General features: G+C 60.5%; 21 protein-coding genes and 1 tRNA gene. 21 read left to right on the top strand and 1 reads right to left on the bottom strand.

The window, feature by feature from the left end; all coding sequences use genetic code 11:
• The first annotated feature begins 19 nt into the window (after positions 1 to 19).
• From mdoH to ACLB1Z_RS13890, 3 genes are read left to right on the top strand one after another with little or no spacing between them, the layout of a single operon-like run.
• Positions 20 to 1834, top strand: coding sequence for a glucans biosynthesis glucosyltransferase MdoH (gene mdoH / locus ACLB1Z_RS13900; protein ID WP_409560379.1), 1815 nt, complete (start codon positions 20 to 22; stop codon positions 1832 to 1834).
• A gap of 4 nt (positions 1835 to 1838) precedes the next feature.
• Positions 1839 to 2582, top strand: a complete 744-nt coding sequence (locus tag ACLB1Z_RS13895; protein ID WP_409560378.1) for an FkbM family methyltransferase — start codon at positions 1839 to 1841, stop codon at positions 2580 to 2582.
• A gap of 30 nt (positions 2583 to 2612) precedes the next feature.
• A complete protein-coding gene (locus ACLB1Z_RS13890; RefSeq protein ID WP_409560377.1) occupies positions 2613 to 3626 on the top strand; it encodes a hypothetical protein in 1014 nt (337 codons plus the stop codon).
• 11 nt (positions 3627 to 3637) lie between these two features.
• Here the strand turns inward: ACLB1Z_RS13890 and ACLB1Z_RS13885 are convergent, their stop codons facing one another.
• Positions 3638 to 4531 carry a TIGR01459 family HAD-type hydrolase gene (locus ACLB1Z_RS13885; protein WP_409560376.1) on the bottom strand — a complete coding sequence of 298 codons (894 nt, stop codon included), beginning with the start codon at positions 4529 to 4531 and terminating at the stop codon, positions 3638 to 3640.
• Between the two features lie 263 nt (positions 4532 to 4794).
• On the opposite strand from ACLB1Z_RS13885, the gene ACLB1Z_RS13880 reads away from it, so the two are divergent.
• The 18 genes from ACLB1Z_RS13880 to ACLB1Z_RS13795 all read left to right on the top strand — a co-directional run bounded on the left by ACLB1Z_RS13880 (position 4795) and on the right by ACLB1Z_RS13795 (position 24807).
• Positions 4795 to 5178 carry a YbjQ family protein gene (locus tag ACLB1Z_RS13880; protein ID WP_409560375.1) on the top strand — a complete coding sequence of 128 codons (384 nt, stop codon included), beginning with the start codon at positions 4795 to 4797 and terminating at the stop codon, positions 5176 to 5178.
• A gap of 101 nt (positions 5179 to 5279) precedes the next feature.
• Positions 5280 to 5355: transfer RNA gene (locus tag ACLB1Z_RS13875), tRNA-Trp, on the top strand.
• 91 nt (positions 5356 to 5446) lie between these two features.
• Entirely contained in the window at positions 5447 to 5644 is a 198-nt protein-coding gene (secE, locus tag ACLB1Z_RS13870) for a preprotein translocase subunit SecE (protein WP_013948205.1), read from the top strand.
• A 49-nt stretch (positions 5645 to 5693) separates the two neighbouring features.
• Positions 5694 to 6269: a transcription termination/antitermination protein NusG gene (gene nusG, locus ACLB1Z_RS13865; protein ID WP_409560374.1), complete on the top strand. Its 576-nt coding sequence runs from the start codon at positions 5694 to 5696 to the stop codon at positions 6267 to 6269.
• Between the two features lie 191 nt (positions 6270 to 6460).
• Positions 6461 to 6907, top strand: a complete 447-nt coding sequence (rplK, locus tag ACLB1Z_RS13860; RefSeq protein WP_013948203.1) for a 50S ribosomal protein L11 — start codon at positions 6461 to 6463, stop codon at positions 6905 to 6907.
• A 67-nt stretch (positions 6908 to 6974) separates the two neighbouring features.
• A complete protein-coding gene (rplA, locus tag ACLB1Z_RS13855; RefSeq protein ID WP_409563275.1) occupies positions 6975 to 7661 on the top strand; it encodes a 50S ribosomal protein L1 in 687 nt (228 codons plus the stop codon).
• 332 nt (positions 7662 to 7993) lie between these two features.
• Positions 7994 to 8515 carry a 50S ribosomal protein L10 gene (gene rplJ, locus ACLB1Z_RS13850; RefSeq protein WP_013948201.1) on the top strand — a complete coding sequence of 174 codons (522 nt, stop codon included), beginning with the start codon at positions 7994 to 7996 and terminating at the stop codon, positions 8513 to 8515.
• Between the two features lie 103 nt (positions 8516 to 8618).
• Positions 8619 to 8996 (top strand): 50S ribosomal protein L7/L12, encoded by a 378-nt coding sequence (gene rplL / locus ACLB1Z_RS13845; protein WP_013948200.1) that lies wholly within the window; start codon positions 8619 to 8621, stop codon positions 8994 to 8996.
• Positions 8997 to 9243: 247 nt separating this feature from the next.
• Positions 9244 to 13407 (top strand): DNA-directed RNA polymerase subunit beta, encoded by a 4164-nt coding sequence (rpoB, locus tag ACLB1Z_RS13840; protein WP_409560373.1) that lies wholly within the window; start codon positions 9244 to 9246, stop codon positions 13405 to 13407.
• A gap of 110 nt (positions 13408 to 13517) precedes the next feature.
• Complete coding sequence (gene rpoC / locus ACLB1Z_RS13835; RefSeq protein WP_409560372.1) at positions 13518 to 17738, top strand: DNA-directed RNA polymerase subunit beta'; 4221 nt, start codon at positions 13518 to 13520, stop codon at positions 17736 to 17738.
• A 654-nt stretch (positions 17739 to 18392) separates the two neighbouring features.
• Positions 18393 to 18764 (top strand): 30S ribosomal protein S12, encoded by a 372-nt coding sequence (gene rpsL / locus ACLB1Z_RS13830; RefSeq protein ID WP_013948196.1) that lies wholly within the window; start codon positions 18393 to 18395, stop codon positions 18762 to 18764.
• 71 nt (positions 18765 to 18835) lie between these two features.
• Positions 18836 to 19306, top strand: a complete 471-nt coding sequence (gene rpsG, locus ACLB1Z_RS13825) for a 30S ribosomal protein S7 (RefSeq protein ID WP_013948195.1) — start codon at positions 18836 to 18838, stop codon at positions 19304 to 19306.
• Positions 19307 to 19334: 28 nt separating this feature from the next.
• The gene (gene fusA / locus ACLB1Z_RS13820) at positions 19335 to 21425 is read left to right on the top strand and encodes an elongation factor G (RefSeq protein ID WP_409560371.1); all 2091 of its coding nucleotides are present in this window, start codon (positions 19335 to 19337) and stop codon (positions 21423 to 21425) included.
• A gap of 113 nt (positions 21426 to 21538) precedes the next feature.
• Positions 21539 to 22747, top strand: a complete 1209-nt coding sequence (gene tuf, locus ACLB1Z_RS13815) for an elongation factor Tu (RefSeq protein ID WP_013948193.1) — start codon at positions 21539 to 21541, stop codon at positions 22745 to 22747.
• Positions 22748 to 22821: 74 nt separating this feature from the next.
• Entirely contained in the window at positions 22822 to 23130 is a 309-nt protein-coding gene (rpsJ, locus tag ACLB1Z_RS13810) for a 30S ribosomal protein S10 (protein WP_013215045.1), read from the top strand.
• Between the two features lie 62 nt (positions 23131 to 23192).
• On the top strand, positions 23193 to 23894 hold the full coding sequence (gene rplC / locus ACLB1Z_RS13805; protein ID WP_013948192.1) for a 50S ribosomal protein L3: 702 nt from the start codon (positions 23193 to 23195) through the stop codon (positions 23892 to 23894).
• Positions 23894 to 24514, top strand: a complete 621-nt coding sequence (gene rplD / locus ACLB1Z_RS13800) for a 50S ribosomal protein L4 (RefSeq protein ID WP_013948191.1) — start codon at positions 23894 to 23896, stop codon at positions 24512 to 24514. Before rplC ends, rplD begins: the two co-directional genes overlap by 1 nt.
• On the top strand, positions 24511 to 24807 hold the full coding sequence (locus ACLB1Z_RS13795) for a 50S ribosomal protein L23 (RefSeq protein WP_409560370.1): 297 nt from the start codon (positions 24511 to 24513) through the stop codon (positions 24805 to 24807). Before rplD ends, ACLB1Z_RS13795 begins: the two co-directional genes overlap by 4 nt.
• Positions 24808 to 24813 lie beyond the last annotated feature (6 nt).

Here is a 24813-nt window from a genome sequence, read left to right as displayed (position 1 = left end):
GCGAAGGATTGGGTCCGTAATGACGATCGGTGCCGAGCGCGACGGGATGTCGAAGGCTGATGCTGTGGCAATAGTCGAGTGCGAGAGCCTTACGACCCCGGCGGGTCTCGATGCAAGAGCGACGCTGGCCCGGCGGCGTTGCACCGCTTTCATATTGAACACTGCAACCTGGCTCCTCATCGTGCTCGTCACGGCACACGCTCTTGCCCACGGAGGCTGGACGCTGACGTCGGCGATCATGGTCATATGCGTGGCACTCGGTGTTCCATGGCCGATTCTCGGCTTCTGGAACGCTGTCATCGGCCTGTGGCAGCTTCATGGGAGCAGAGCGCAAAAGCGGACGAAATCTAACGGTGAAGCGGCATTTTGGACATCCATCAGCGAACCGCCGCCGATCACGGTTAACACCGCCGTTTTGATGACGGTCCGCAACGAGGACCCGGCTCGGGCGCTTCTCCGACTGAAGATCGTCAAGGCCAGCCTCGATCGCACATCCGATGCCGCGCGCTTTTCGTATTTCATTCTGAGCGACACCAACCGCGCCGACATCGCGGCTGAAGAGGAACGTCTGATCGCCGAATGGCGCGCTGCCGACGCGGATCGCGACAGGATCATTTACCGCCGCCGCACCGAAAACACAGGCTTCAAAGCCGGGAACGTCCGCGACTTCGCCGCGCGCTGGGGCTCCGACTATGAGCTGATGCTGGCGCTCGACGCCGACAGCCTGATGACCGGCGAAACCATCGTCGATCTCGTCCGTATCATGCAAGCGCATCCCCGTCTGGGCATCCTGCAAAGCCTCGTCGTCGGCACGCCGTCATCATCGGCGTTTGCGCGCATCTTCCAGTTCGGCATGCGGCTCGGCATGCGCACCTACACGATGGGGCAAGCCTGGTGGGTCGGCGACTGCGGACCGTTCTGGGGACACAATGCGCTCGTGCGCATCAAGCCTTATGTCGAGCACTGCGCACTGGACGGTCTGCTCGGCGGCAAACAGATCCTCTCGCACGATCAGGTCGAAGCTGTTCTGATGCGTCGCGCGGGCTACGAAGTGCGTGTGCTGCCGGTCGAAGCCGGCTCCTATGAAGATAATCCGCCCGATCTCATCGAGTTCATGCAGCGCGATAACCGCTGGTGCCAGGGCAATCTGCAGTATGTTCGGCTGATCGGCCTGTCCGGACTGAAGCCGGTGAGCCGTTTCCAGCTTCTCTGGGCAATCCTGATGTTTCTCGGCGTTCCGGCCTGGACACTGTTCGCCGCCCTTTTGCCCCTTATGGTCTTAAACGCACAAAATGTCGCCGACTTCCCGTGGCATGTCGTCGAAATGCTTTATGTCATGCTGATTGTCATGCACCTCGCGCCGAAACTTGCAGGAATTGCCGATGCGATCATGACGCCGGGAGAGGTTCGCCGCTTCGGCGGGAGCGCCCGTTTTTCGCTGAGCGCGGTCGGCGAAATTTTGTTTTCGCTCATTCTCGGTTCCGTCACGACAATTCGCACCTCAATGTTTATGATCGCGCTCGTGTTGGGGAAATCGATCGCTTGGAATGGACAACAGCGCGACGGCACGGGGCTTTCGTGGCGCACAGCCATAGAGGCGCTATGGCCGCAGCTCGTGTTCGGCATTTCGCTCTATCTGGCACTGGCCGTTATTTCTCCGCGACTGCTGCTCTGGAGCCTGCCACTGACGGCAGGATATCTGCTCGCCATTCCGTTTGCGTTTTTCACGGCGAGCCCGGCGGTCGGCCGCTTTTTCCGCCGCCACGGTATCGCAGGCATTCCCGAAGATTTCGCGCCGCCCGCCGAGATACGCGCCCTTGAGGCTGGACGGTAGCGGAATGGTCTCGCAAGCGTTGCAGGGCGTCATGCGATCGCTGCGGGTCTATCTCGGCCCCGATGCGCCGCGCGAGGCCATGGACGATCTCTATCGCGGCTTCATCGAGCCGGGCGCACTCGTGTTCGATATCGGCGCCCACGTCGGTGATCGGGTCTCGTCGTTTCGACGTCTCGGTGCTCGCGTCATTGCGGTCGAACCGCAGCCGCTGCTGTATTCTGCGCTCAATCATCTGCATGGCCGAGATCCGCTCGTCGAGATCGTTGATCGCGCCGTCGGAGCCGATGCCGGCATGCACGAGCTGTTCGTCAACACCGCGAACCCGACCGTTTCGACCTTGTCGGAAGACTTCGTGCATCAGGCCGAAGGCGCGCGCGGCTGGGAAGGCCAAGTCTGGGACGCGCATCTGCTGATCGAAATGGTGACGCTTGATGGGCTCATCGCGCGTTACGGCCTTCCTGCGTTTATCAAGATTGATGTTGAAGGCTTCGAAGATGCAGCATTGTGCGGACTTTCGCAGCCGGTGAAGGCGCTGTCGTTCGAATTCACAACGATTGCCCGCAGTGTCGCGATGGCATGCTTCGATCGCCTTTCGGGACTTGGCGACTATCGCTACAACTGGTCACTCGGCGAAACCCAGAATCTCACGTTCGATCGATGGCTCACGGACGCCGAAATTGCCGAATACCTGAGCAATCTGCCGCACGATGCGAATTCGGGCGACGTTTATGCGATGCTCGCGCCATAATGAACGCGTGACCTGAAATCGGAGAATTGAATGCCATCGTACGTCCGCTTGCTTGGCCTGATGTTGATCTCGCTCGTTGTTCCTTTCTTATCGGTGCAAGCAGCGTCACTCGATGGCTTGGCCGTCGATGTCGAGAACCAAAGCGAGCCTGTGCTTTGCGCTGAGAAGGACAACGTTGCGGTCGCATTCTCCAATCCCGACGTTCGTTCGTTCCGTATCGAGGCCGCACACCCGGTCTATCTCTCGTCATCCATGCGCAGCAACATCGAGCCCGACTGGACGGCTTGCGATATGTCTAGCGATCCCATCTACAAGTCTGCGGAAAAGCCGAAAAAAATCACCCTCGTCGGCGAACCGAACTTGTGGCTGGTCGGCTATACCTATCCCTCGTTCTGGCGCCCATCGACCGCGACCGTGCGGGTCGGCAAGAAGGTCTATAAGAATATCCATCTGCTGCAGGTGTGGGTCATCAAGAAGGGGCGTGCCGATGAGGTCCTCGTGCTCTATCCGCAGGATGGCTACTGGCGTCCGCGTCCGATGACGCCGCGTAACATGAGCATCACCGCCTATGGCTCGTCGTTTCTCGTTGGTCCGATCGAAAAAGACGGGCGGCCGCTGGTGAAAATCAAGGAAGCTGTCTTTGAGCCGCAAAAGCGCCAGTTCGACTTGTCATTCGAAAAAGGGGGCAGCGCCACGGTTCGCATCGCGAGCGTCGACAGCAACCGCTTAGCGCTCGACGTCGCATTCGATCATGGTGTCAGCGGCGGGCCGTTCGCGATGCTGCGCTCGATGTACGTCACGGAATTCAACAACGACACCGCGCGCATCGCAGTGCGCGAGCAAGGTGCCAAAGGCTGGCGCGAAGACAACATCATGAAGTTCGATCACGCCCGCGCAACCGACATCTGGATCGGGCGCCTGACACCGTCGCAGCACAACACGACGTCGCCTGACGTGGTCTTCAACAGCTTCTCTGATGGCCCGTCGCCGAAACGGCCAAAGTCCGAGGTGCCGACCGAAGTCTCGACCAAGCCGATCAAGTAACGCCGCTGCTCTTACAAGGTGAGTTCGAGCATTGCGCCAATGGCGGGCGGCGCGTCGTCCGTGAACAGATCGGCAAGCTTCGTCGCCGACAGGTCGATGCCGTCGACCGTCTCGTGGCGGTGAATGCCCGACGCGATGAAAAGGGCGTCGCAGCCATAGTTCTGCGCGCCTTTGATATCGGTGCGGATGGCGTCGCCGATAACGAGGATCTTGTCTTTCGCGACGTTCTTGTCGCGAAGCCCCTCAGCCTTGCGATGCGCCGTCTCGTACGCGCTGAGATAAGGCTTGCCCGCCCAATAAACGACGCCGCCCATCTTCTCGTAGAGGTCGGCGATGGCGCCCGCGCAATAGAGCAGGGTGCCACCGACATCGACGATCAAGTCCGGATTGGCGCATACGAACGGTAAGTCTTTTGCAAGCGCACGTTCGAGGGTGCCCTGGTAATCTTCCGGCGTCTCTCGCCGGTCGTCGTTGAGTCCCGTGCAAATGATCGCTTCGGCATCCTCCAGCTCGACCGAGCGGGCTCGAAGCGCGGAGAAAAGCGCCTGATCGCGATCCTGCGGGCCGATGCAGAAAAGCTGCTGGAACTTCTTCTCCTCCAGGTGATGAAGCGCAATATCGCCCGACGACACGATGTCGTCCCAGGCGCTTCTGGGCACATGCCGGGAATCGAGCATGTCCGCCACACGCTTCTTCGGAACCGGCGCATTCGACACCAGAATGACGGTGCCGCCGCCGGCGCGAAATTTCTCAAGCGCGCGGCACGCACCCTCGAACGCCGTGACGCCGTTGTGAACCACGCCCCAGACATCGCAAAAGATGACGTCGTAACGGCTCAATAGCGGACCGGCGTGCGCCAAGACGGGAGGGACCTTGGACGTGTTGCGAAGCGATGATGTCGGCAAATCAGATCTCAATGAATGATACGGCGCCTGTGTCCGCGTGTTGCTCGGCTCTCTGATAGCCAAGGTTGAGCGTCAGTTAAAAGCGGCACATTGGGCAGGCAAGTTCATTCCCGCCGTCTCCGTAGAGTGCGCCGCATCTGATCTTTACGGAAAGATCCGCCCAAATGCTGTTTCCCTCTGTCGTCACTCGCCGAGAGTCGCGTTAGGGTGGCGCCGCCTGCGGGAAATCCGCACGGAAGACGGGCCGAAGGAGAGGAAGCACCATGCTGGTCGTGACGACGAACGAGATTCAAGGCTACCGCATTGTCCGTCACCTCGGGCTGGTTCGTGGCTTGACGGTGCGCTCGCGCAGCGTCGTCGGCAATCTGGGCGCGGCGATTCAGATCTTTTTTGGCGGCAACATCTCGGTTTACACCAAGCTCGCCGAGCATGCGCGCCAAGAAGCCTTCGACCTTCTCGTCGAGCACGCCCAGAGCATGGGCGCCAACGCTGTCGTCGCGATGCGCTACGACGCCAACGAAATTGCCGCCGCAGTGACTGAGGTCCTGGCCTACGGATCGGCCGTCGTCATCGAGCCGGTGGATGGGCAGGGGAAGGGAACAACCCAAATCGGCGGCCCCTGGAGCGGCCCCGACGGTAGCCGATAGAAAAAAGGCGCGAGCGGGGCTGACAAGCCCTCAAACTTCGGTTAAGGGTGCACGCCCCGAAAGAGGCTGCTCGACGGCTGGCTCTTGCCTGCGTCAGTACTAGGGGTGTAGCTCAATTGGTAGAGCGTCGGTCTCCAAAACCGAAGGTCGGGGGTTCGAGACCCTCCGCCCCTGCCAGCCTCGTGGAGTTTGATCTGCCGACCGGCCCCGGGAAACACCGAGGTCGGGTGCGGCATGTTGTCGCTTATGCGCGCAGAAAGCAGTTTTGATGGCGAAGTTCAATCCCATAACCTTTATGCAAGAGGTTCGGCAGGAAGTCGCGAAGGTAACTTGGCCGACATGGAAAGAGGTGTGGATCACGACTTTGATGGTGCTCATCATGGTCGCGCTCGCCTCTGTTTTCTTTTTGCTTGTTGATCAGGCGCTGAGCCACATCGTGCGTTTGGTCTTAGGGGTGGGCACCTGATTTCGGCTCGCATGATTGGTTTAAGTGACGCGCCAGAGGGCCTTTGAGAATGGTTGTCGCGCAAGAACGCGAAGAAAAAGCAACGGTTGCCGGTACGCGCTGGTACATCGTGCACGCATACACGAATTTCGAACGCAAGGTGGCGGACGCGATCCGCGAGCGCGCGAAAGCGGGCGGCCTTGAAGGTCTCTTCGAAGAGATCGTCGTTCCGACGGAAGAAGTCGTCGAGATAAAGCGCGGCCGCAAGATCCCGACCGAGCGGAAGTTTTTGCCGGGCTACGTGCTCGTCAAAATGAAGATGACCGACGCGGCGTTCGTGATGATCAAGAACACGCCGAAGGTCACGGGCTTCCTCGGTGCGGACAACAAGCCGATGCCGATCCCGGAAGCTGAGGCAATGCGCATCCTGAACCAGGTGAAGGAAGGCGTTGAGCGGCCGAAGCCGACGATCACATTCGAGGTCGGAGAGAACGTCAAGGTCGCAGACGGCCCGTTCGCTTCGTTCACCGGCATCGTCGAAGAAGTCGACGAGGAGCGCTCACGTGTGAAGGTCGCCGTGTCGATCTTCGGGCGGCCGACGCCGGTCGAACTCGAATTTACACAGGTCGAAAAGATCGCAGCCTGACGGTGCTCAGCAGCGCCTAGGGCAAGACGAGAATTCCGGCGGTTCGCCGCCGGAGCCCGCATCGGGATTTTGGTTCGGATGCGGTCGATGTGCGGGAGGGCAGGCTTTCCACTTTGGGAGGCTCGCCCGTTGAACCGCTAACCCTGAGCATCGTGCCGTTTGGGTGCGGGCTCTAACAGTGAAGGGGAACTATGGCGAAGAAAATTGACGGCTTTATCAACTTGCAGGTACCGGCTGGGGCGGCCAATCCGTCGCCGCCGATCGGTCCCGCGCTTGGTCAGCGCGGCGTGAATATCATGGAATTCTGCAAGTCCTTCAATGCAAAAACGAAGGACCTGGAACAGGGTACACCGATTCCCGTGAAGATCACGGTCTACTCCGACCGTTCGTTCACGTTCGAGATGCGTCAGCCGCCGGCGACGTACCTCATCAAGAAGGCCGCTGGCCTGCGTCCGACGGGCAAGGGCGGTCAGGGTTCGAAAGAGCCGGGTCGCATTGTTGCCGGTCAGGTCACGATTGCGCAGCTGAAAGAGATTGCTAAGGGCAAGCTCAAGGACATGAACACCGACGATATCGACGCCGCCGCTCGCACGCTTGCGGGCAGCGCACGTTCGATGGGCCTCAAGGTGGTGGAGTAGTCCGATGGCAAAAGCTCAAATCAGCGCTGAAAAGATCAAAGAAACGCGCGACGCCGGTGGCAAGCGCATGCTTGTCGTCAAGCAGGGCCTCCCCGCGGGTAAAGCCTATGGCGTCGACGAAGCCGTGAAGATCATCAAGGAACGCGCCAAGGCGAAGTTCGATGAGACGATCGAAGTTGCCGTCAACCTCGGCGTCGATCCCAAGCACGCCGACCAGATGGTCCGTGGCGTGTGCAACCTGCCGAACGGCTCGGGCCGCACGGCGCGCGTTGCCGTGTTCGCTCGTGGCGCCAAGGCCGATGAAGCGAAGGCTGCCGGAGCGGACGTCGTCGGTGCGGAAGACCTCGTCGAAATCGTCTCGAAGGGCACGATCAACTTCGATCGCTGCATCGCGACGCCGGACATGATGGGTCTCGTCGGACGTCTCGGTAAGGTCTTGGGTCCGCGCGGCCTGATGCCGAACCCGCGTGTCGGCACCGTGACCATGGACGTCACCAGCGCCGTGAAAGGCGCCAAGGGCGGCTCGGTTGAGTTCCGCGTCGAGAAGGCGGGCATCGTGCACGCTGGCGTCGGCAAGGCGAGCTTCACCGAGGAGGCCTTGGTCCAGAACATCAAGGCGTTCGTCGACGCGGTCGTGAAGGCGAAGCCGACGGGTTCCAAGGGCACGTACCTCAAGAAGGTATCGCTGTCCTCGACGATGGGTCCGGGTTTGAAGCTCGACACAGCTTCGGTCGCGCCGGGACCGGCCGCCTAAGTTTGAAGAATTCCGGGGCAACCCGGAAAACCCTGGACCGTGGCGGTTTCGCTTCGGTCCGGAGCTGTCCGAGATTGTGGGTGCCGATCCGGCTTGCCGGTGACGCCTAAGTCTCTCCTCCGCGGGAGAGCCTGCATGAGACAGAAGTGGATCGGATTTGAGGCGATAAGCCAAAAAGTCCGGTTTGAACCTTCTGGGTCAGCACCGTGCCGCTACTCGCGGTCCACGGGAACGAGGACAGACTAACGTCGCCTGATCCCTCACCGGAGACGGCGGCAAAGGTGCAACCCGCGAGGCTTCGCAAATGAGGCTTCGCAGCAAGGAGACGAGACGTGGATAGAGCCGCGAAACGTGAGCTCATCGACAGCCTTCACACCACGCTGAAAAGCACGGGTGTGGTGGTCGTCGCCCACAACACCGGCATGGTGGCCGCTCAATCCGCAGAGTTCCGCAGGCGCGTTAAAGAAGCCGGCGGCTCTGTGAAGGTGGCCAAGAACAAGCTGGCGCAGCTCGCACTCAAGGATACCGACGCCGAGAAGCTTTCGGAGATTTTGACGGGGCCGACCATTCTGGCCTTCTCGCAAGATCCGATCGCAGCGGCGAAGGCGACCGTCACGTACGCCAAGGGCAACGACAAGCTCGTGATCCTGGGCGGCGCGATGGGCAAGACCATCCTTGACGCGAAAGGCGTGCAGGCCCTTGCCGAACTGCCGTCGCTTGATGAACTCCGCGCCAAGCTCATTGGCCTCCTCAACGCTCCGGCGACCAAGATCGCCCGGACCGTCAAGGAGCCCGGTGCCAAGCTTGCCCGCGTCATTCAGGCCAAGGCATCGAAGGAAGAGGCAGCAGCCTAACCCTCGGAAGTTGTGGGGCTTTGAGCCCTCGAAAAGCTACGCAGCACGGCCCAAAGGGGTGCTGCAATTCAACCACTAGGTTCAAACCGGAAGGACACTATATATGTCTAAGATCGAGAAAATCGTTGAAGACCTGTCGGCACTCACCGTGCTCGAGGCCGCTGAGCTCGCCAAGATGCTGGAAGAGAAGTGGGGCGTTTCGGCTGCTGCTGCCGTCGCCGTTGCTGCTCCTGCTGCTGGCGGCGCTGCCGCTGCTCCGGCCGAAGAGCAGACGGAGTTCACCGTTATCCTGAAGTCGGGTGGCGACAAGAAGATCAACGTCATCAAGGAAGTTCGCGCCATCACGGGTCTCGGCCTGAAGGAAGCCAAGGACCTCGTCGAGGCTGGCGGCAAGACCGTGAAGGAAGGCGTTTCGAAGGACGAAGCCCAGAAGCTCAAGAAGCAGCTTGAGGATCAGGGCGCTGTCGTCGAAGTGAAGTAATTGACGATCAACACCGGCTGGGTCGCTCCCGGCCGGTGTTGAGCTGTGCACGCCGCGGCCGCATCCGGGAAACGGAGACGCCGGGCGCAAATGAAAAACGGTTTTCCGGAGGGTCCTGGGGTTTTTCTAACCTCGAAAAAGGACCCTCCGGTGAACCGTTTCAAGAGGTCCCAGTTCTCCAGGGACCCTGAGCGCGTCGCATTTGGATCGCGGGACTACCCGCATACGAGAGCACGAAGGGACCGATATGGCTCAAACCCTCACCAGCCGCAAACGCCTCCGGAAGCAGTTTGGTTCTATCGGAGAAGTCGCGGAGATGCCGAACCTCATCGAGGTTCAGAAAGCGTCTTACGATGACTTCTTGATGGTCAAAGAGCCCCCGGGCGGCAGGCCGGATGATTTCGGCTTGCAGTCGGTGTTCAAGGGCGTTTTCCCGATCTCCGATTTCGCCGGCAAGTCGACGCTGGAATTCGTCAGCTACGAATTCGAGCCGCCGAAGTTCGACGTCGACGAGTGTATGCAGCGCGACATGACATTCGCAGCGCCGCTCAAGGTCAAGCTGCGCCTGATCGTGTTCGATGTGAACGAAGAGACGGGCTCCAAGTCGATCAAGGACGTCAAGGAGCAGGACGTCTACATGGGCGACATGCCGCTCATGACGTCGAACGGCACCTTCATCATCAACGGCACCGAGCGTGTGATCGTCTCGCAGATGCACCGCTCGCCGGGCGTCTTCTTCGACCACGATCGCGGTAAGACGCACTCGTCGGGCAAGCTGTTGTTCGCAGCTCGCATCATTCCGTATCGCGGTTCCTGGCTCGACTTCGAGTTCGACGCGAAAGACATCGTCTATGTCCGTATCGACCGTCGCCGTAAGCTGCCGGTGACGACGATGCTCTATGCCTTGGGCCTCGACGACGAAGAGATTCTCGCGCACTTCTACAAGCACATCTCGATCAAGGAATCGAAGCGCGGCTGGAAGATGCCGTTCCTGCCCGAGAAGTTCCGCGGCGTTACTCCGCAGTCCGACATCGCCGACGCTAAGACCGGCGAAGTGATCGCGCGCGCTGGCGAGAAGATCACCGCACGCCGTTCGCGCGAAATCGCCGAAAGCGGCGTCAAGGAAATCCTGATCTCCGCCGAGGACCTCGCAGGCCGCTTCATCGCCGAAGACATCGTCGATATGGAGACGGGCAAGATCTTCGCCGAAGCCGGTGACGAGCTGGATGAGAACCTGTTGGCCGAGCTCAAGGAGCAGAAGGTCAAGGAATTCCACATCCTCGACATCGACTACGTCAACACCGGCGCGTTCATCCGCAACACGCTCAACATCGACAAGAACGCCAATCAGCAGGAAGCGCTGATGGACATCTACCGGGTCATGCGCCCGGGCGAGCCGCCGACCATCGAAGCGGCGACCGCGCTGTTCCATGGCCTGTTCTTCGATCCGGAACGTTTCGATCTCTCGGCCGTCGGCCGCGTGAAGATGAACATGCGCCTCGAACTCGATGCGCCCGATACGATGCGCGTGCTGCGCCGTGAGGACATCCTCGCGGTCGTGAAGACGCTTGTCGATCTGCGCGACGGCAAGGGCGAAATCGACGACATCGACCACTTGGGCAACCGTCGCGTTCGCTCCGTCGGCGAGCTGATGGAAAACCAGTATCGCGTCGGCCTGCTCCGCATGGAACGCGCCATCAAGGAGCGCATGTCGTCGGTCGATATCGACACGGTGATGCCGCAGGACCTGATCAACGCCAAACCGGCTGCGGCCGCTGTGCGCGAGTTCTTCGGCTCGTCCCAGCTCTCGCAGTTCATGGACCAGACGAACCCGCTGTCGGAAATCACCCACAAGCGCCGTCTCTCGGCTCTTGGACCGGGCGGTCTGACGCGTGAACGCGCGGGCTTCGAAGTCCGCGACGTGCATCCGACGCACTATGGCCGTATCTGCCCGATTGAGACGCCGGAAGGCCCGAACATCGGTCTGATCAACTCGCTCGCGACGTTCGCGCGCGTGAACAAATACGGCTTCATCGAAAGCCCGTACCGCAAGGTCATCAACGGCCGCGTCACCGACGAGGTCGCGTACCTCTCCGCCATGGAAGAGATGCGCCATCACGTTGCGCAGGCGAACGCTGCCATCGATGCCAAGGGCAAGATGACGGAAGACCTCGTCACCGTTCGCTACCAGGGCGACGTGATGCTCGTTCCGACCGACAAGGTCGATTACATCGACGTGTCGCCGAAGCAGCTCGTGTCGGTCGCGGCCGCGCTCATCCCGTTCCTTGAGAACGACGACGCCAACCGCGCGCTCATGGGCTCGAACATGCAGCGTCAGGCCGTGCCGCTGATCAAGGCGGAAGCGCCGCTGGTCGGCACCGGCATGGAAGAGCGCGTGGCGCAGGACTCGGGCGCTGCCATCGCGGCACGCCGTACGGGCATCGTCGACCAGGTCGATGCAACCCGTATCGTTATCCGCGCAACGGAAGAGCAGGATCCTTCGAAGCCGGGCGTCGACATCTATCGTCTGCGCAAGTTCCAGCGTTCGAACCAGAACACCTGTATCAACCAGCGGCCGCTGATCAACGTCGGCGATCACGTCAAGGCAGGCGACATCATCGCTGACGGTCCTTCGACCGAACTCGGCGAGCTGGCGCTCGGCAAGAACGTGCTCGTCGCGTTCATGCCGTGGATGGGCTACAACTTCGAAGACTCGATCCTGATGAACGAGCGCGTCGTCTCCGAAGACGTGTTCACCTCGATCCACATCGAGGAATTCGAGGTCATGGCTCGCGATACGAAGCTCGGACCTGAGGAAATCACGCGCGATATTCCGAACGTCTCGGAAGAAGCGCTGAAGAACCTCGACGAAGCCGGCATCGTCTACATCGGCGCCGAAGTCCATCCGGGTGACATTCTGGTCGGCAAGATCACGCCGAAGGGCGAAAGCCCGATGACGCCGGAAGAAAAGCTTCTGCGCGCCATCTTCGGTGAAAAGGCGTCTGACGTTCGCGATACCTCGCTGCGTCTGCCGCCGGGCGTCGCCGGCACGATCGTCGAAGTCCGCGTCTTCAATCGTCACGGCGTCGAGAAAGACGAGCGTGCGATGGCGATCGAGCGAGAAGAGATCGAGCGTCTCGCAAAAGACCGCGACGACGAGCTTCAGATCCTCGACCGCAACGTCTACGCCCGTCTGAAAGACGCGCTGATGGGCAAGGAAGTCGCGAAGGGTCCGAAGAACGCCCGCAAGGGTACGATCATCGACAACGTGATCCTCGACGATATCCCGCGCAGCCAGTGGTGGGAAATCGGTCTTGCCAATGAGAAGGCGCAGGCCGAAGTCGAAGCCATCCAGAAGCAGTACGAAGACGCCAAGAAGGGCCTCGGTCTGCGTTTTGCCGACAAGGTCGACAAGCTGCAGCGCGGTGACGAGCTGCCGCCGGGCGTGATGAAGATGGTCAAGGTCTTCGTCGCGGTGAAGCGCAAGATCCAGCCGGGCGACAAGATGGCCGGCCGTCACGGCAACAAGGGTGTCGTGTCGATGATCGTTCCGTCGGAAGACATGCCGTTCCTCGAAGACGGCACGCCGGTCGACGTCGTTCTGAACCCGCTCGGCGTGCCGAGCCGCATGAACGTCGGACAGATCCTCGAAACGCATCTTGGCTGGGCGTGCCGCGGTCTTGGCCGCATGATCGACGACGCATTGCATCAGTTCCACGAGAGCGGCCAGGCGCAGGCTCTCCGCGAACAGATGGAGCGCGTTTACGGTCAGGAGGTCATCAAGTCGTCGCTGAAAGACGATGAGCTTGTCGGCGTCGCTCAGAACCTGCGGACGGGCGTTCCGATCGCAACGCCGGTGTTCGACGGCGCGCGTGAGAAAGACATCGTCGAAATGCTGCAGCTCGCAGGTTTCGATACGTCAGGTCAGGTGACGCTGTTCGACGGCCGCACGGGCGAGCCGTTCGATCGCAAGGTCACCGTCGGCTACAAGTATGTTCTGAAGCTGCACCACCTTGTCGACGACAAGATCCACGCCCGCTCGATCGGTCCGTACTCGCTCGTCACCCAGCAGCCGCTGGGCGGTAAGGCGCAGTTCGGCGGCCAGCGCTTCGGCGAAATGGAGGTCTGGGCTCTGGAAGCTTACGGCGCCGCCTACACGCTGCAGGAAATGCTGACCGTGAAGTCGGACGACGTCGCCGGCCGCACCAAGGTCTACGAGGCGATCGTCCGTGGTGACGATGCGTTCGAAGCCGGCGTGCCGGAAAGCTTCAACGTGCTCGTCAAGGAAATGCGCGCGCTGGGTCTCAACGTCGAGCTCGTCAACAGCGAGCTGCCGCAGATCGAAGCAGAAAACGATCAGCCGGAGACGCCCGAGGAACCCCAGGCGCAGCTTCCGCCAGCGGCTGAATAACGAACATCGAAGACGATCTCCGCCCCCCGGGAAGGGCGGAGATCGGCAAAACACGACCACTAAATTCCACGGGCACGGTCACCCCAGCCGCGCCCATGAGGAGACAGCCGATGAACGAAATTACCAACATCTTTAAATCGCAGGCTCCCGCTCCGGTCTTCGATCAGATCCGGATCTCGATCGCCTCGCCCGAGGACATCCTGTCCTGGTCCTACGGCGAGATCAAAAAGCCCGAGACGATCAACTATCGTACCTTCAAGCCGGAGCGCGACGGCCTGTTCTGTGCGCGCATCTTCGGACCGATCAAGGACTACGAATGCTTGTGCGGCAAGTACAAGCGCATGAAGTACAAGGGCTTGATCTGCGAAAAGTGCGGCGTGGAAGTGACGCTTGCAAAGGTTCGCCGCGAGCGCATGGGCCACATCGAGCTTGCGGCTCCCGTTGCGCACATCTGGTTCCTGAAGTCGCTGCCCTCGCGCATCGGCTTGCTGATGGACATGGCGCTGAAGGATCTTGAGCGCGTTCTTTATTTCGAGAACTACATCGTCATCGAGCCGGGCACGACGCCGTTCGCTGAGCGCCAGCTGCTGACGGAAGAGCAGTACAACCAGGCGATCGACGAGTACGGCGCAGATACCTTCACCGCCGGCATCGGCGCTGAGGCGATCCGCGAGCTTCTGTCCGCCATGGACCTGCCGAAGATCGCGCAGGACCTTCGCCAGGAGATCGCCGAGGCGACGACCGAACTGAAGCCGAAGAAGCTCGGCAAGCGCCTGAAGGTGATCGAAGCCTTCATGGAATCGGGCAACCGTCCGGAGTGGATGATCCTGACGCAAGTTCCGGTCATCCCGCCGGAACTGCGTCCGCTTGTTCCGCTCGATGGCGGCCGCTTTGCGACGTCGGACCTGAACGATCTCTATCGCCGCGTCATCAACCGTAACAACCGCCTGAAGCGGCTGATGGAGCTGCGCGCGCCGGATATCATCATTCGCAACGAAAAGCGCATGCTGCAGGAGGCCGTCGACGCTCTGTTCGACAACGGCCGTCGCGGCCGCGTCATCACCGGCGCCAACAAGCGTCCGCTGAAGTCGCTCGCCGACATGCTGAAGGGCAAGCAGGGCCGCTTCCGTCAGAACCTGCTCGGCAAGCGCGTCGACTACTCCGGCCGTTCGGTCATCGTTGTCGGTCCGGAACTCAAGCTGCACCAGTGCGGCCTGCCGAAGAAGATGGCGCTTGAGCTGTTCAAGCCCTTCATCTACGCGCGCCTCCAGACGCTCGGCCAAGCCGCGACCGTAAAGCAGGCGAAGAAGCTCGTCGAAAAGGAAAAGCCCGAGGTTTGGGACGTCCTCGACGAGGTCATTCGCGAGCATCCGGTGATGCTGAACCGCGCCCCGACGCTTCACCGTCTCGGCATTCAGGCGTTCGAGCCACAACTCATCGAGGGTAAGGCGATCCAGCTTCACCCGCTGGTTTGCGCTGCCTTCAACGCAGACTTCGACGGCGACCAGATGGCCGTGCACGTTCCGCTGTCGCTCGAAGCGCAGCTCGAAGCGCGCGTCCTGATGATGTCGACGAACAACATCCTGCATCCCGCGAGCGGCCAGCCGATCATCGTGCCGTCGCAGGACATCGTGTTGGGTCTGTACTATCTGTCGATGATGCGCGACGGCGAACCCGGCGAAGGCATGATGTTGGGCTCGATCAACGAGGTGCTTCACGCCCTTGAATCGAAGTCCGTCACGCTGCACGCCAAGATCAAAGGCCGCTATAACGCGATCAATGATGAGGGCGAGGAAGTCTCGGAGATCCACGAGACGACCCCGGGCCGTCTGCTTCTCGCACAGCATCTGCCGAAGATGCCGGGCATGAAGTTCTCGATGGCGAACCAGCTTCTGACGAAGAAGAACATCTCCGGTCTGATCGATTTGGTCTACCGTAACTGCGGTCAGAAAGAGACGGTCATCTTCTGCGACCGGATCATGGCGCTCGGCTTCCACCACGCCTTCAAGGCTGGCATCTCGTTCGGCAAGGACGACATGCTCATCCCGGAGACGAAGGAGAAGATCGTCGAGAAGACCAACGTCGAGGTCCGCGACTTCGAACAGCAGTATCAGGACGGCCTGATCACGCAGCTCGAGAAGTACAATAAGGTCGTCGACGCTTGGTCGCGCTGCACCGATCAGATCGCCAAGGAAATGATGGACCGCATCTCGGCGGTTCAGAAGGACGCTACGACCGGACGCGAACGTCCAATCAACTCGGTCTACATGATGAGCCACTCGGGCGCGCGCGGTTCGCCGGCGCAGATGAAGCAGCTCGCCGGTATGCGCGGCCTCATGACGAAACCTTCGGGCGAAATCATTGAGACGCCGATCATCTCGAACTTCAAGGAAGGCCTGTCGGTTCTCGAGTACTTCAACTCAACCCACGGTGCCCGTAAGGGTCTTGCAGACACCGCCTTGAAGACGGCGAACTCGGGCTACCTCACGCGTCGTCTCGTCGACGTCGCGCAGGACGCCATCATCTCCGAGGTCGATTGCGGAACCGATGCCGGCATTAACGTGCAGGCAGTCGTCGATGCCGGTCAGGTGATCGTGTCGCTCGCGGCGCGTTCGCTGGGCCGCACGGCAGCCGAAGACATCAAGCACCCGACGACGGGCGAGATCATCGTCGCCAACGGCGAACTGATCGAAGAAAAGCACGCCGATCTCATCGGCAAGGCCGAGCTTCAGGAAGTTCGTATCCGTTCGGTGCTGACCTGCGAGACGGTCAACGGCGTGTGCGCCAAGTGCTACGGCCGCGACCTTGCTCGCGGTACGCCGGTCAACATTGGTGAAGCTGTCGGTGTCATCGCCGCACAGTCGATCGGTGAGCCGGGCACGCAGCTGACGATGCGTACGTTCCACATCGGCGGCACGGCCAACTTGGTCGACTCGTCCTTCATCGAGTCGAACTTCAACGGCACCGTGAAGCTGAAGAATCGTGCGATCGCCAAGGACTCGAAGGGCCAGAACGTCGCGACGAGCCGCATCATGTCGGTCATCATCGTCGACCAGACGGGCAAGGAACTCGCGACCCACAAGATCAGCTACGGCTCGCGCATCTTTGTCGATGAAGGCGATACCGTGAAGCGCGGCACCAAGATCGCGCAGTGGGATCCCTACACCCGTCCGATCCTGTCGGAAGCTGACGGCTTCGTCGACTTCGAAGACTTGATCGAAGGCTCGTCGGTCCGCGAACAAACCGACGAAATGAAGGGTACGTCGAACCGGGTCATCATCGACTGGCGCACGTCTCCGAAGGGCTCAGAGCTGAAGCCTGCCATCGTGATCAAGGACTCGAAGGGCAAGCCGATCAAGGTCGCGCGCGGCGGTGACGCTCGCTACCTGTTGTCGGTTGAAGCCGTTCTGTCGGTCGATCGCGGCACGGAAGTGAAGGCGGGCGACGTTCTTGCTCGTATTCCGACGGCGTCGGCGAAGTCCGGTGACATCACCGGTGGTCTGCCGCGCGTCGCGGAACTCTTCGAAGCTCGCCGTCCGAAGGATCACGCGATCCTCGCGGACATCTCGGGTACGGTTGAGTTCGGCAAGGACTACAAGAACAAGCAGCGCATCACGATCAAGCCGGACGATGAGTCGGCCGAGCCGGTCGAATACCTGATCCCGCGTGGCAAGAGCCTTGCTGTTCAGCCTGGCGATCGCGTTGAACGTGGCGATTTCGTGTACGACGGCAACCCGGCGCCGCACGACATCCTGGCGATCAAGGGCGTCGAGGAACTCGCGAACTACCTGATCAACGAGATCCAGGACGTCTATCGACTGCAGGGCGTGACGATCAACGACAAGCACATCGAAGTCATCGTTCGTCAGATGCTGCAGAAGGTTGAAGTCACCGACGCCGGCGAGACCGAACTCATCAAGGGTGAGCAACTCGATCGGATCGAGTTCGAGGAAATCAACGCAGCCGCTCAGAAGGCCGGCAAGCGTGCGGCGTCCGCGAACCCGGTTCTGCTCGGTATCACCAAGGCTTCGCTGCAGACGCGCTCCTTCATCTCGGCGGCGTCCTTCCAGGAGACAACGCGCGTGCTCACGGATGCTGCCGTCAACGGCAAGTCCGACACGCTCGAAGGTCTCAAGGAGAACGTCATCGTCGGCCGTCTCATTCCGGCCGGTACGGGCGGCATGCTGCGTCAGCTCCGCAAGGTCGCGATGCAGCGTGACGATCTCATCGCCAAGGAAAAGGCGAAGACTTCGAACCTGCCGTCGCCTGATGGCGCCTCAGGCCCGGCTGGACGCCGTCGCCGTCGCCCGGCAGAGGAAGCAGCGGAGTAATCTCCGCTCGCTTCTTAAGAGCATTCTAATGCCAACGGCCGCCTCTCGGGGCGGCCGTTTTCATTTGTTGAGAACCGTTTCCTCGCCCTTGTCTCGACGGGCCATTTCTTATCTGTAGGGGCGGCGCAATGGGTCCTCGGCTGAAGCCGCGGATGACACCTCGAAATTTCCTCGGGAGAGGGCTGCCGACCGGCGCAAAGCAGCCTGGACGACGCGAGTCCTCTTTAAAAATTTTCAGCGATTCCCATTTAAGTGCGGTGCCCACCCAAAAATTTGGTTTTCCGTCGGTTTTAAAGCGTTCTGCGCGCCCGAGCCGACAACAGGTCGCAGGTTCGGTTTGCCTTATGACGGCGAATTCGGCGAAAATAATTTCGCAACCCTGCGGCGCGCCTGTTGACCAATATGGCGGGTGTGTATATAGCTCCGCCCACTCTCACGGGTTGGTGGTAGGTCGCTCGGCGCTTTAAGCGCCTATTTTGCTCCTAAACGCTCCCGTTCATAAAGCAGAGCATATCGACGGGCCATGATCTGTCACCCCAAAGGGCGGCACGATCCTCTGGTTTTTTCTTGCTAGGGGCGAACTTCGCGCACCTGGCAGGTTTGCTTGGCGCATTTCCGCTGTCGGGAATGTGTCCCGAAGTCAGGATTGGGCGAATGCCGACGATACAACAGTTGATCCGGAAGCCCCGGGTAAAGCCAGTCTACCGCGAGAAGTCGCGCCACATGGAAGCGTGCCCGCAGAAGCGTGGTGTCTGCACGCGCGTCTACACGACGACCCCGAAGAAGCCGAACTCCGCTCTGCGTAAGGTCGCCAAGATCCGGCTGACCAACGGCTACGAGGTGATCGGCTACATCCCGGGCGAAGGTCATAACCTTCAGGAGCACTCCGTGGTGCTGATCCGCGGCGGCCGCGTGAAGGACCTTCCCGGCGTCCGCTATCACATCATCCGTGGTGTGCTTGATACGCAGGGCGTCTCGGCGCGTCGTCAGCGGCGTTCGAAGTACGGTGCGAAACGGCCGAAGTAATCGGTCTCGTCCGGGCCGGCGGTGTCGGCCTGTAAGATTTAAAGAGAATTCGAAGCGAAGGGCCTGTCAGGATGTCTCGTCGTCACGCGGCGCAAAAGCGGGAAGTGATCCCGGATCCGAAGTTCAACGACGTCGTCGTCACCAAGTTCATGAACGCGGTGATGGAGCACGGCAAGAAGTCGGTTGCAGAACGCATGGTCTATGGCGCGTTCGAAAAGATGGAACAGCGGGGTAAGGCGAACCCGATCGATCTTTTCCGTCAGGCGCTCGACAACGTCATGCCGTCGGTTGAGGTTCGTTCGCGTCGCGTCGGCGGTGCCACGTATCAGGTTCCGGTCGAAGTTCGTAACGAGCGCCGTCAGGCTCTGGCGATCCGCTGGTTGATCTCCGCCGCTCGTGCTCGCAACGAGTCGACGCTGATTGACAAGCTCTCGGGCGAATTGCTCGACGCCGCGAACAATCGTGGCACTGCAGTTAAAAAGCGCGAAGACACGCACAAGATGGCTGAAGCCAACCGCGCCTTCTCGCACTACCGCTGGTAGGACAAGTTACAAGGATTTCGAGGCAGACATGGCCCGGCAATACCCGATCGAGGATTATCGCAACTTCGGCATCATGGCTCACATTGATGCTGGCAAGACGACCACGACCGAGCGAATCCTCTACTACACCGGCAGGTCCTATAAGATCGGCGAAGTCCATGACGGCGCCGCGACGATGGACTTTATGGATCAGGAAGCTGAGCGCGGCATCACGATCACGTCGGCCGCGACGACCTGTTTCTGGACCGGCCGTGACGGCAAGAAGCGCCGCCTGAATATCATCGACACCCCAGGCCACGTCGACTTCACGATCGAAGTCGAGCGTTCGCTGCGCGTGCTCGACGGCGCTGTTTGCGTTCTTGACTCGAACCAGGGCGTCGAGCCGCAGACGGAAACCGTCTGGCGTCAAGGCGACAAGTACAACGTTCCGCGCATCATCTTCGCCAACAAGATGGATAAGATCGGCGCCGACTTCTACATGTGCGTCGACGACATCAAGGCGAAGCTTGGTGCACGTCCGGTTCCGATGCAGATTCCGATCGGTGCTGAGTCGAATTTCCAGGGTGTCATCGATCTCGTTAAGATGAAGGCCATCACTTGGGACGGTGACGGCAAGGACGCGAAGATGGTCGAGGGCGAAATCCCGGCCGACCTCGTCGACAAGGCGAACGAATATCGCGCCGCCATGATCGAAGCTGCCGTCGAAATGGACGACGCGGCACTCGAGGCATTCCTCGAAGGCAAAGAGCCGGACGAAGATACGCTGCGCAAGCTCATCCGCAAGGCGACCGTCAAGGGCGCCTTCTACCCGATGTTCTGTGGCTCGGCCTTCAAGAACAAAGGCGTTCAGCCGCTGCTCGACGCGGTCGTCGACTATCTGCCGTCGCCGCTCGATCGCGAAGCCTACAAGGGCATTGATCCCAAGACCGGCGACGAGCTGCTCCGTAAGCCGTCGGACACTGAACCGCTGGCCATGATCGCCTTCAAGATCATGAGCTTCGAGCACGTCGGCTCGATCACGTTCTGCCGCATCTACTCGGGCAAGCTCGAGCAGGGCATGGCACTTGCGAACACAACGCGCGACAAGAAAGAGCGCGCCGGCCGCATGTACCTGATGCACGCCGCGGATCGTGAAGAAATCAAGGAAGCCTATGCTGGCGACATCGTCGCTCTGCAGGGCCTGAAAGACACGCGCACGGGCGAAACGCTTTGCGATCCGCAGAAGCCGGTCATTCTCGAAAAGATGGACTTCCCGGAGCCCGTCATCGAGATGAAGGTCGAGCCGAAGACGAAGGCCGACCAGGAAAAGATGGCGATCGCGCTCAACACGCTGTCGCTGGAAGATCCCTCGTTCCGCGTCTCGGTTCACCCCGAGTCGGGCGAGACGATCCTCAAGGGCATGGGCGAGCTTCATCTCGACATTAAAGTCGACATCCTGAAGCGGACCTACGGCGTCGAAGCCACGACGGGCGCTCCGCAGGTCGCCTATCGCGAAACGCTCGCGCGCCCGGCAGACATCGACTACACGCACAAGAAGCAGACCGGCGGTACGGGTCAGTTTGCTCGCGTCAAGCTCAAGCTCGAGCCGAACGAAGTCGGCAAGGGCAACGAGTTCACGACCTCGATCGTTGGCGGTACGGTTCCGAAGGAATACATCCCCGGCGTCGAAAAGGGCGTGAAGTCGGTCTGGGACAACGGCATGCTCATCGGCTTCCCGATGGTCGACATGAAGGTCAACCTTTATGACGGCGCCTTCCACGAAGTGGACTCGTCCGCGATCGCCTTCGAAATCGCGACGCGTGCGGCCATGAAGGAAGGCTGCGAGAAGGCCGGCGTTAAGATCCTCGAGCCGGTCATGGACGTCGAGGTTGTGTCGCCGGGCGAATTCGTCGGCGGCATCATCGGCGACATCAACTCGCGGCGCGGGCAGATCCGTACTCAGGAGATGCGCGGCAACGCGACGGTCATCCGTGCGTTTGTCCCGCTCGCGAACATGTTCGGTTACATCAATACGCTGCGTTCGATGTCGACGGGTCGTGCGCAGTACTCGATGCAGTTCGCACACTATGCGGACGTGCCGCGCAACGTGGCGGATGAGGTCAAGGCCAAGTACGCCTAAGAAGTTGAACCTGGCCGGCGAGAGTATCCGTCCGCTGGGTTCTAAAAAATGAAGCCTGAAATTCCCGGATCGCAAGAGTCGGGACCTGATAGTAGGACTAAGGAGAGCCAACGATGGCGAAGGCAAAATTCGAGCGGAACAAGCCGCATTGCAACGTCGGTACGATCGGACACGTCGACCACGGCAAGACAACGCTGACCGCAGCCTTGACGAAAGTTTCGGCCGACCGCGGCTGGACGGCGACTTCGATCGCCTATGACGAAGTTGCCAAGGCTTCTGAAAGCCAGGGCCGTCGCGACCCGACGAAGATTCTGACGATCGCCACGTCGCACGTTGAATACGCGACCCCGAACCGTCACTATGCGCACGTCGACTGCCCCGGCCACGCCGACTACGTCAAGAACATGATCACCGGTGCAGCCCAGATGGACGGCGCGATCCTCGTTGTGTCGGCCGTTGACGGCCCGATGCCGCAGACGCGTGAGCACATCCTTCTCGCTCGCCAGGTCGGCGTGCCGAAGATCGTCGTCTTCTTGAACAAGTGCGACATCGTCGAAGACGAAGAGCTCCTCGACCTCGTCGAAATGGAAGTTCGTGAACTTCTCTCGAAGTACAACTTCCCGGGCGACGACACGCCGGTCATCCGCGGTGCAGCCGTCAAGGCCCTCAACGGTGAGAAGGGCCCGCTCGCTGACGAAGCGATCATCAAGCTGTACGAAGCCATGGACGAGTACATCCCGATCCCCGAGCGCCCGAAGGATCAGCCGTTCCTGATGCCGATCGAAGACGTGTTCTCGATCTCGGGTCGCGGCACCGTCGTCACGGGCCGTATCGAGCGTGGCACCATTAAGGTTGGCGAAGAAGTCGAGATCGTCGGTCTTCGCGACACGCAGAAGTCGGTTGTCACCGGCGTCGAAATGTTCCGCAAGCTGCTCGACTCGGGTGAAGCTGGCGACAACGTCGGCTGCCTCCTGCGCGGTATCGACAAGGAAGCTGTCGAGCGCGGCCAGGTTCTCTGCAAGCCGGGCTCTGTGAAGCCGCACAAGAAGTTCGCTGCTGAGGCCTACATCCTCAACAAGGAAGAGGGTGGCCGTCACACGCCGTTCTTCACGAACTATCGTCCGCAGTTCTACTTCCGCACGACCGACGTGACGGGCACTGTTAAGCTCGCCGAAGGTACGGAAATGGTTATGCCGGGCGACAACGTCTCGGTCGAAGTCGAGCTCGTTCAGCCGATCGCCATGGAAGAGAAAGTTCGTTTCGCTATCCGCGAAGGCGGCCGTACGGTCGGCGCGGGCGTTGTTACGAAAATTATCGAGTAGAAGGCATTTCCGGGGAAGCGTTCTGAATAGCGCGCTTCCCCAAATCTTTTTGCGAGAAGTGAAAGCACAAAGCCATGCACGGCCAAAACATCCGCATCCGGCTCAAGGCGTTCGATCATCGTATTCTCGATGCATCGACCCGCGAGATCGTGAACACGGCGAAGCGTACCGGTGCTGAAGTTCGCGGTCCCATCCCGCTGCCGACGCGCATCGAACGCTTTACGGTCAACCGTTCGCCACACATCGACAAGAAGAGCCGCGAGCAATTCGAGATGCGGACCCACAAGCGTTTGCTCGACATCGTCGATCCGACGCCGCAGACGGTCGACGCATTGATGAAACTCGACCTCGCCGCAGGCGTCGACGTCGAGATCAAGCTCTAAACAAGAACTTCCGGGCCCTCTGGCGGTAACGCGAATGGCCCTAACGATAGGAAGGAATGCAAATGCGTTCCGGAGTGATAGCACAGAAGATCGGTATGACCCGGATCTTCACCGATGCGGGCGAACACATCCCCGTCACGGTGCTGCGTCTTGAGAACCTCCAGGTTCTCTCGCACCGCACCGAGGAGAAGAACGGCTATACCGCCATCCAGGTCGGCGGCGGCACGAGGAAGCCCTCGCGTCTGACGAAGTCCGAGCGCGGCACCTTTGCGAAGGCCGAAGTCGAACCGAAGCGGAAGATCGCAGAGTTTCGTGTCAGTCCTGAGAACCTCATCGATGTTGGCGCGGAAATCACCGCAGACCACTTCGTTCCGGGCCAGTTCGTCGACGTGACGGGCACCACCCAGGGTAAAGGTTTCCAGGGCGCCATGAAGCGCTGGAACTTCGGCGGTCTGCGCGCTACCCACGGCGTCTCGGTCACGCACCGTGCTCACGGTTCGACCGGTCAGCGCCAGGATCCTGGTAAGGTCTTCAAAGGTAAGAAGATGGCCGGCCACTTGGGCGATGAGCGCGTCACGACGCAGAACCTCGTTGTTGCCAAGATCGACAAGGAGCGCGGCCTCGTGATGGTTCGCGGTGCTGTCCCCGGTTCCAAGGGTGGCTGGGTTGTCGTTCGCGACGCCGTGAAGAAAGCTGCGCACGCTGATGTTCCGAAGCCTGGAGCATTCAAGGCGCGTGGCGAAGCGAAGAAGGAAGGCGCGTGATGAAAGCCGAAGTTACCAGCCTCGATGCCGGTAAGTCCGGCGACATCGAGCTTGCCGACGACATTTTCGGTCTTGAGGTCCGCAACGACCTCATCCACCGCATGGTGCGCTACCAGACGCTGAAGCGCATGGCCGGTACGCATCATGCTCAGGACCGCTCGGAAGTCGCGGTCACGGGCAAGAAGATGTACAAGCAGAAGGGCACCGGCGGTGCTCGTCACGGCGACAAGTCGGCTCCGCAGTTCCGCGGCGGCGGCAAGGCGTTCGGACCGAAGCCCCGCTCGCATGCCATTGAGCTGCCGAAGAAGGTGCGCGCTCTGGCGCTCCGTCACGCGCTCTCCTCGAAGGCGAAAGCCGGCGAGATCGTCGTGATCGACAAGGCGACCTCTGCCGAGGGCAAGACGACCGCGCTGAAGGCGCAGTTCGCCAAGCTGTCGCTTGAGAATGCGCTGATCATTGATGGTGCCGAGCTCGAAGTGAATTTCACGCGCGCTGCTCGCAACATCCCGAACATCGACGTGCTCCCGATTCAGGGCATCAACGTCTACGACATTCTCCGTCGTAAGAAGCTGGTGCTGACCCGGGCCGCCGTCGCCGCGCTGGAGGAGCGCTTCAAATGACGATCAAACGCTCCGCATACGACGTCATCGTTGCGCCGGTCATCACGGAAAAGGCGACGCTTGCCTCCGAGGCCAACCAGGTGATCTTCAAGGTCAAGCCTGACGCGACGAAGACCGAGATCAAGTCGGCGGTCGAAGGCCTGTTCAAGGTAAAGGTGAAGGCCGTCAACACGATCGTCCGCAAGGGCAAGCAAAGAACGTTCAAGGGCATCAAGGCCGTCTTGAGCGATACGAAAAGGGCGGTCGTGACGCTCGAAGATGGTCATTCCATCGACGTGACGACGGGGCTCTGAGGATAA

The sequence above is a fragment of the Hyphomicrobium sp. MC8b genome, assembly GCF_905067615.1.
In the GTDB taxonomy this organism is placed as follows: domain Bacteria; phylum Pseudomonadota; class Alphaproteobacteria; order Rhizobiales; family Hyphomicrobiaceae; genus Hyphomicrobium_B.
This window is presented reverse-complemented; position numbering and strand designations above follow the sequence as displayed.

Coding starts and splice junctions, on each gene's coding strand:
- mdoH (WP_409560379.1), top strand. CDS start 20: ATGACGATCGGTGCCGAGCGCGACGGGATGTCGAAGGCTGATGCTGTG.
- ACLB1Z_RS13895 (WP_409560378.1), top strand. CDS start 1,839: ATGGTCTCGCAAGCGTTGCAGGGCGTCATGCGATCGCTGCGGGTCTAT.
- ACLB1Z_RS13890 (WP_409560377.1), top strand. CDS start 2,613: ATGCCATCGTACGTCCGCTTGCTTGGCCTGATGTTGATCTCGCTCGTT.
- ACLB1Z_RS13880 (WP_409560375.1), top strand. CDS start 4,795: ATGCTGGTCGTGACGACGAACGAGATTCAAGGCTACCGCATTGTCCGT.
- secE (WP_013948205.1), top strand. CDS start 5,447: ATGGCGAAGTTCAATCCCATAACCTTTATGCAAGAGGTTCGGCAGGAA.
- nusG (WP_409560374.1), top strand. CDS start 5,694: ATGGTTGTCGCGCAAGAACGCGAAGAAAAAGCAACGGTTGCCGGTACG.
- rplK (WP_013948203.1), top strand. CDS start 6,461: ATGGCGAAGAAAATTGACGGCTTTATCAACTTGCAGGTACCGGCTGGG.
- rplA (WP_409563275.1), top strand. CDS start 6,975: ATGCTTGTCGTCAAGCAGGGCCTCCCCGCGGGTAAAGCCTATGGCGTC.
- rplL (WP_013948200.1), top strand. CDS start 8,619: ATGTCTAAGATCGAGAAAATCGTTGAAGACCTGTCGGCACTCACCGTG.
- rpoB (WP_409560373.1), top strand. CDS start 9,244: ATGGCTCAAACCCTCACCAGCCGCAAACGCCTCCGGAAGCAGTTTGGT.
- rpoC (WP_409560372.1), top strand. CDS start 13,518: ATGAACGAAATTACCAACATCTTTAAATCGCAGGCTCCCGCTCCGGTC.
- rpsL (WP_013948196.1), top strand. CDS start 18,393: ATGCCGACGATACAACAGTTGATCCGGAAGCCCCGGGTAAAGCCAGTC.
- rpsG (WP_013948195.1), top strand. CDS start 18,836: ATGTCTCGTCGTCACGCGGCGCAAAAGCGGGAAGTGATCCCGGATCCG.
- fusA (WP_409560371.1), top strand. CDS start 19,335: ATGGCCCGGCAATACCCGATCGAGGATTATCGCAACTTCGGCATCATG.
- tuf (WP_013948193.1), top strand. CDS start 21,539: ATGGCGAAGGCAAAATTCGAGCGGAACAAGCCGCATTGCAACGTCGGT.
- rpsJ (WP_013215045.1), top strand. CDS start 22,822: ATGCACGGCCAAAACATCCGCATCCGGCTCAAGGCGTTCGATCATCGT.
- rplC (WP_013948192.1), top strand. CDS start 23,193: ATGCGTTCCGGAGTGATAGCACAGAAGATCGGTATGACCCGGATCTTC.
- rplD (WP_013948191.1), top strand. CDS start 23,894: ATGAAAGCCGAAGTTACCAGCCTCGATGCCGGTAAGTCCGGCGACATC.
- ACLB1Z_RS13795 (WP_409560370.1), top strand. CDS start 24,511: ATGACGATCAAACGCTCCGCATACGACGTCATCGTTGCGCCGGTCATC.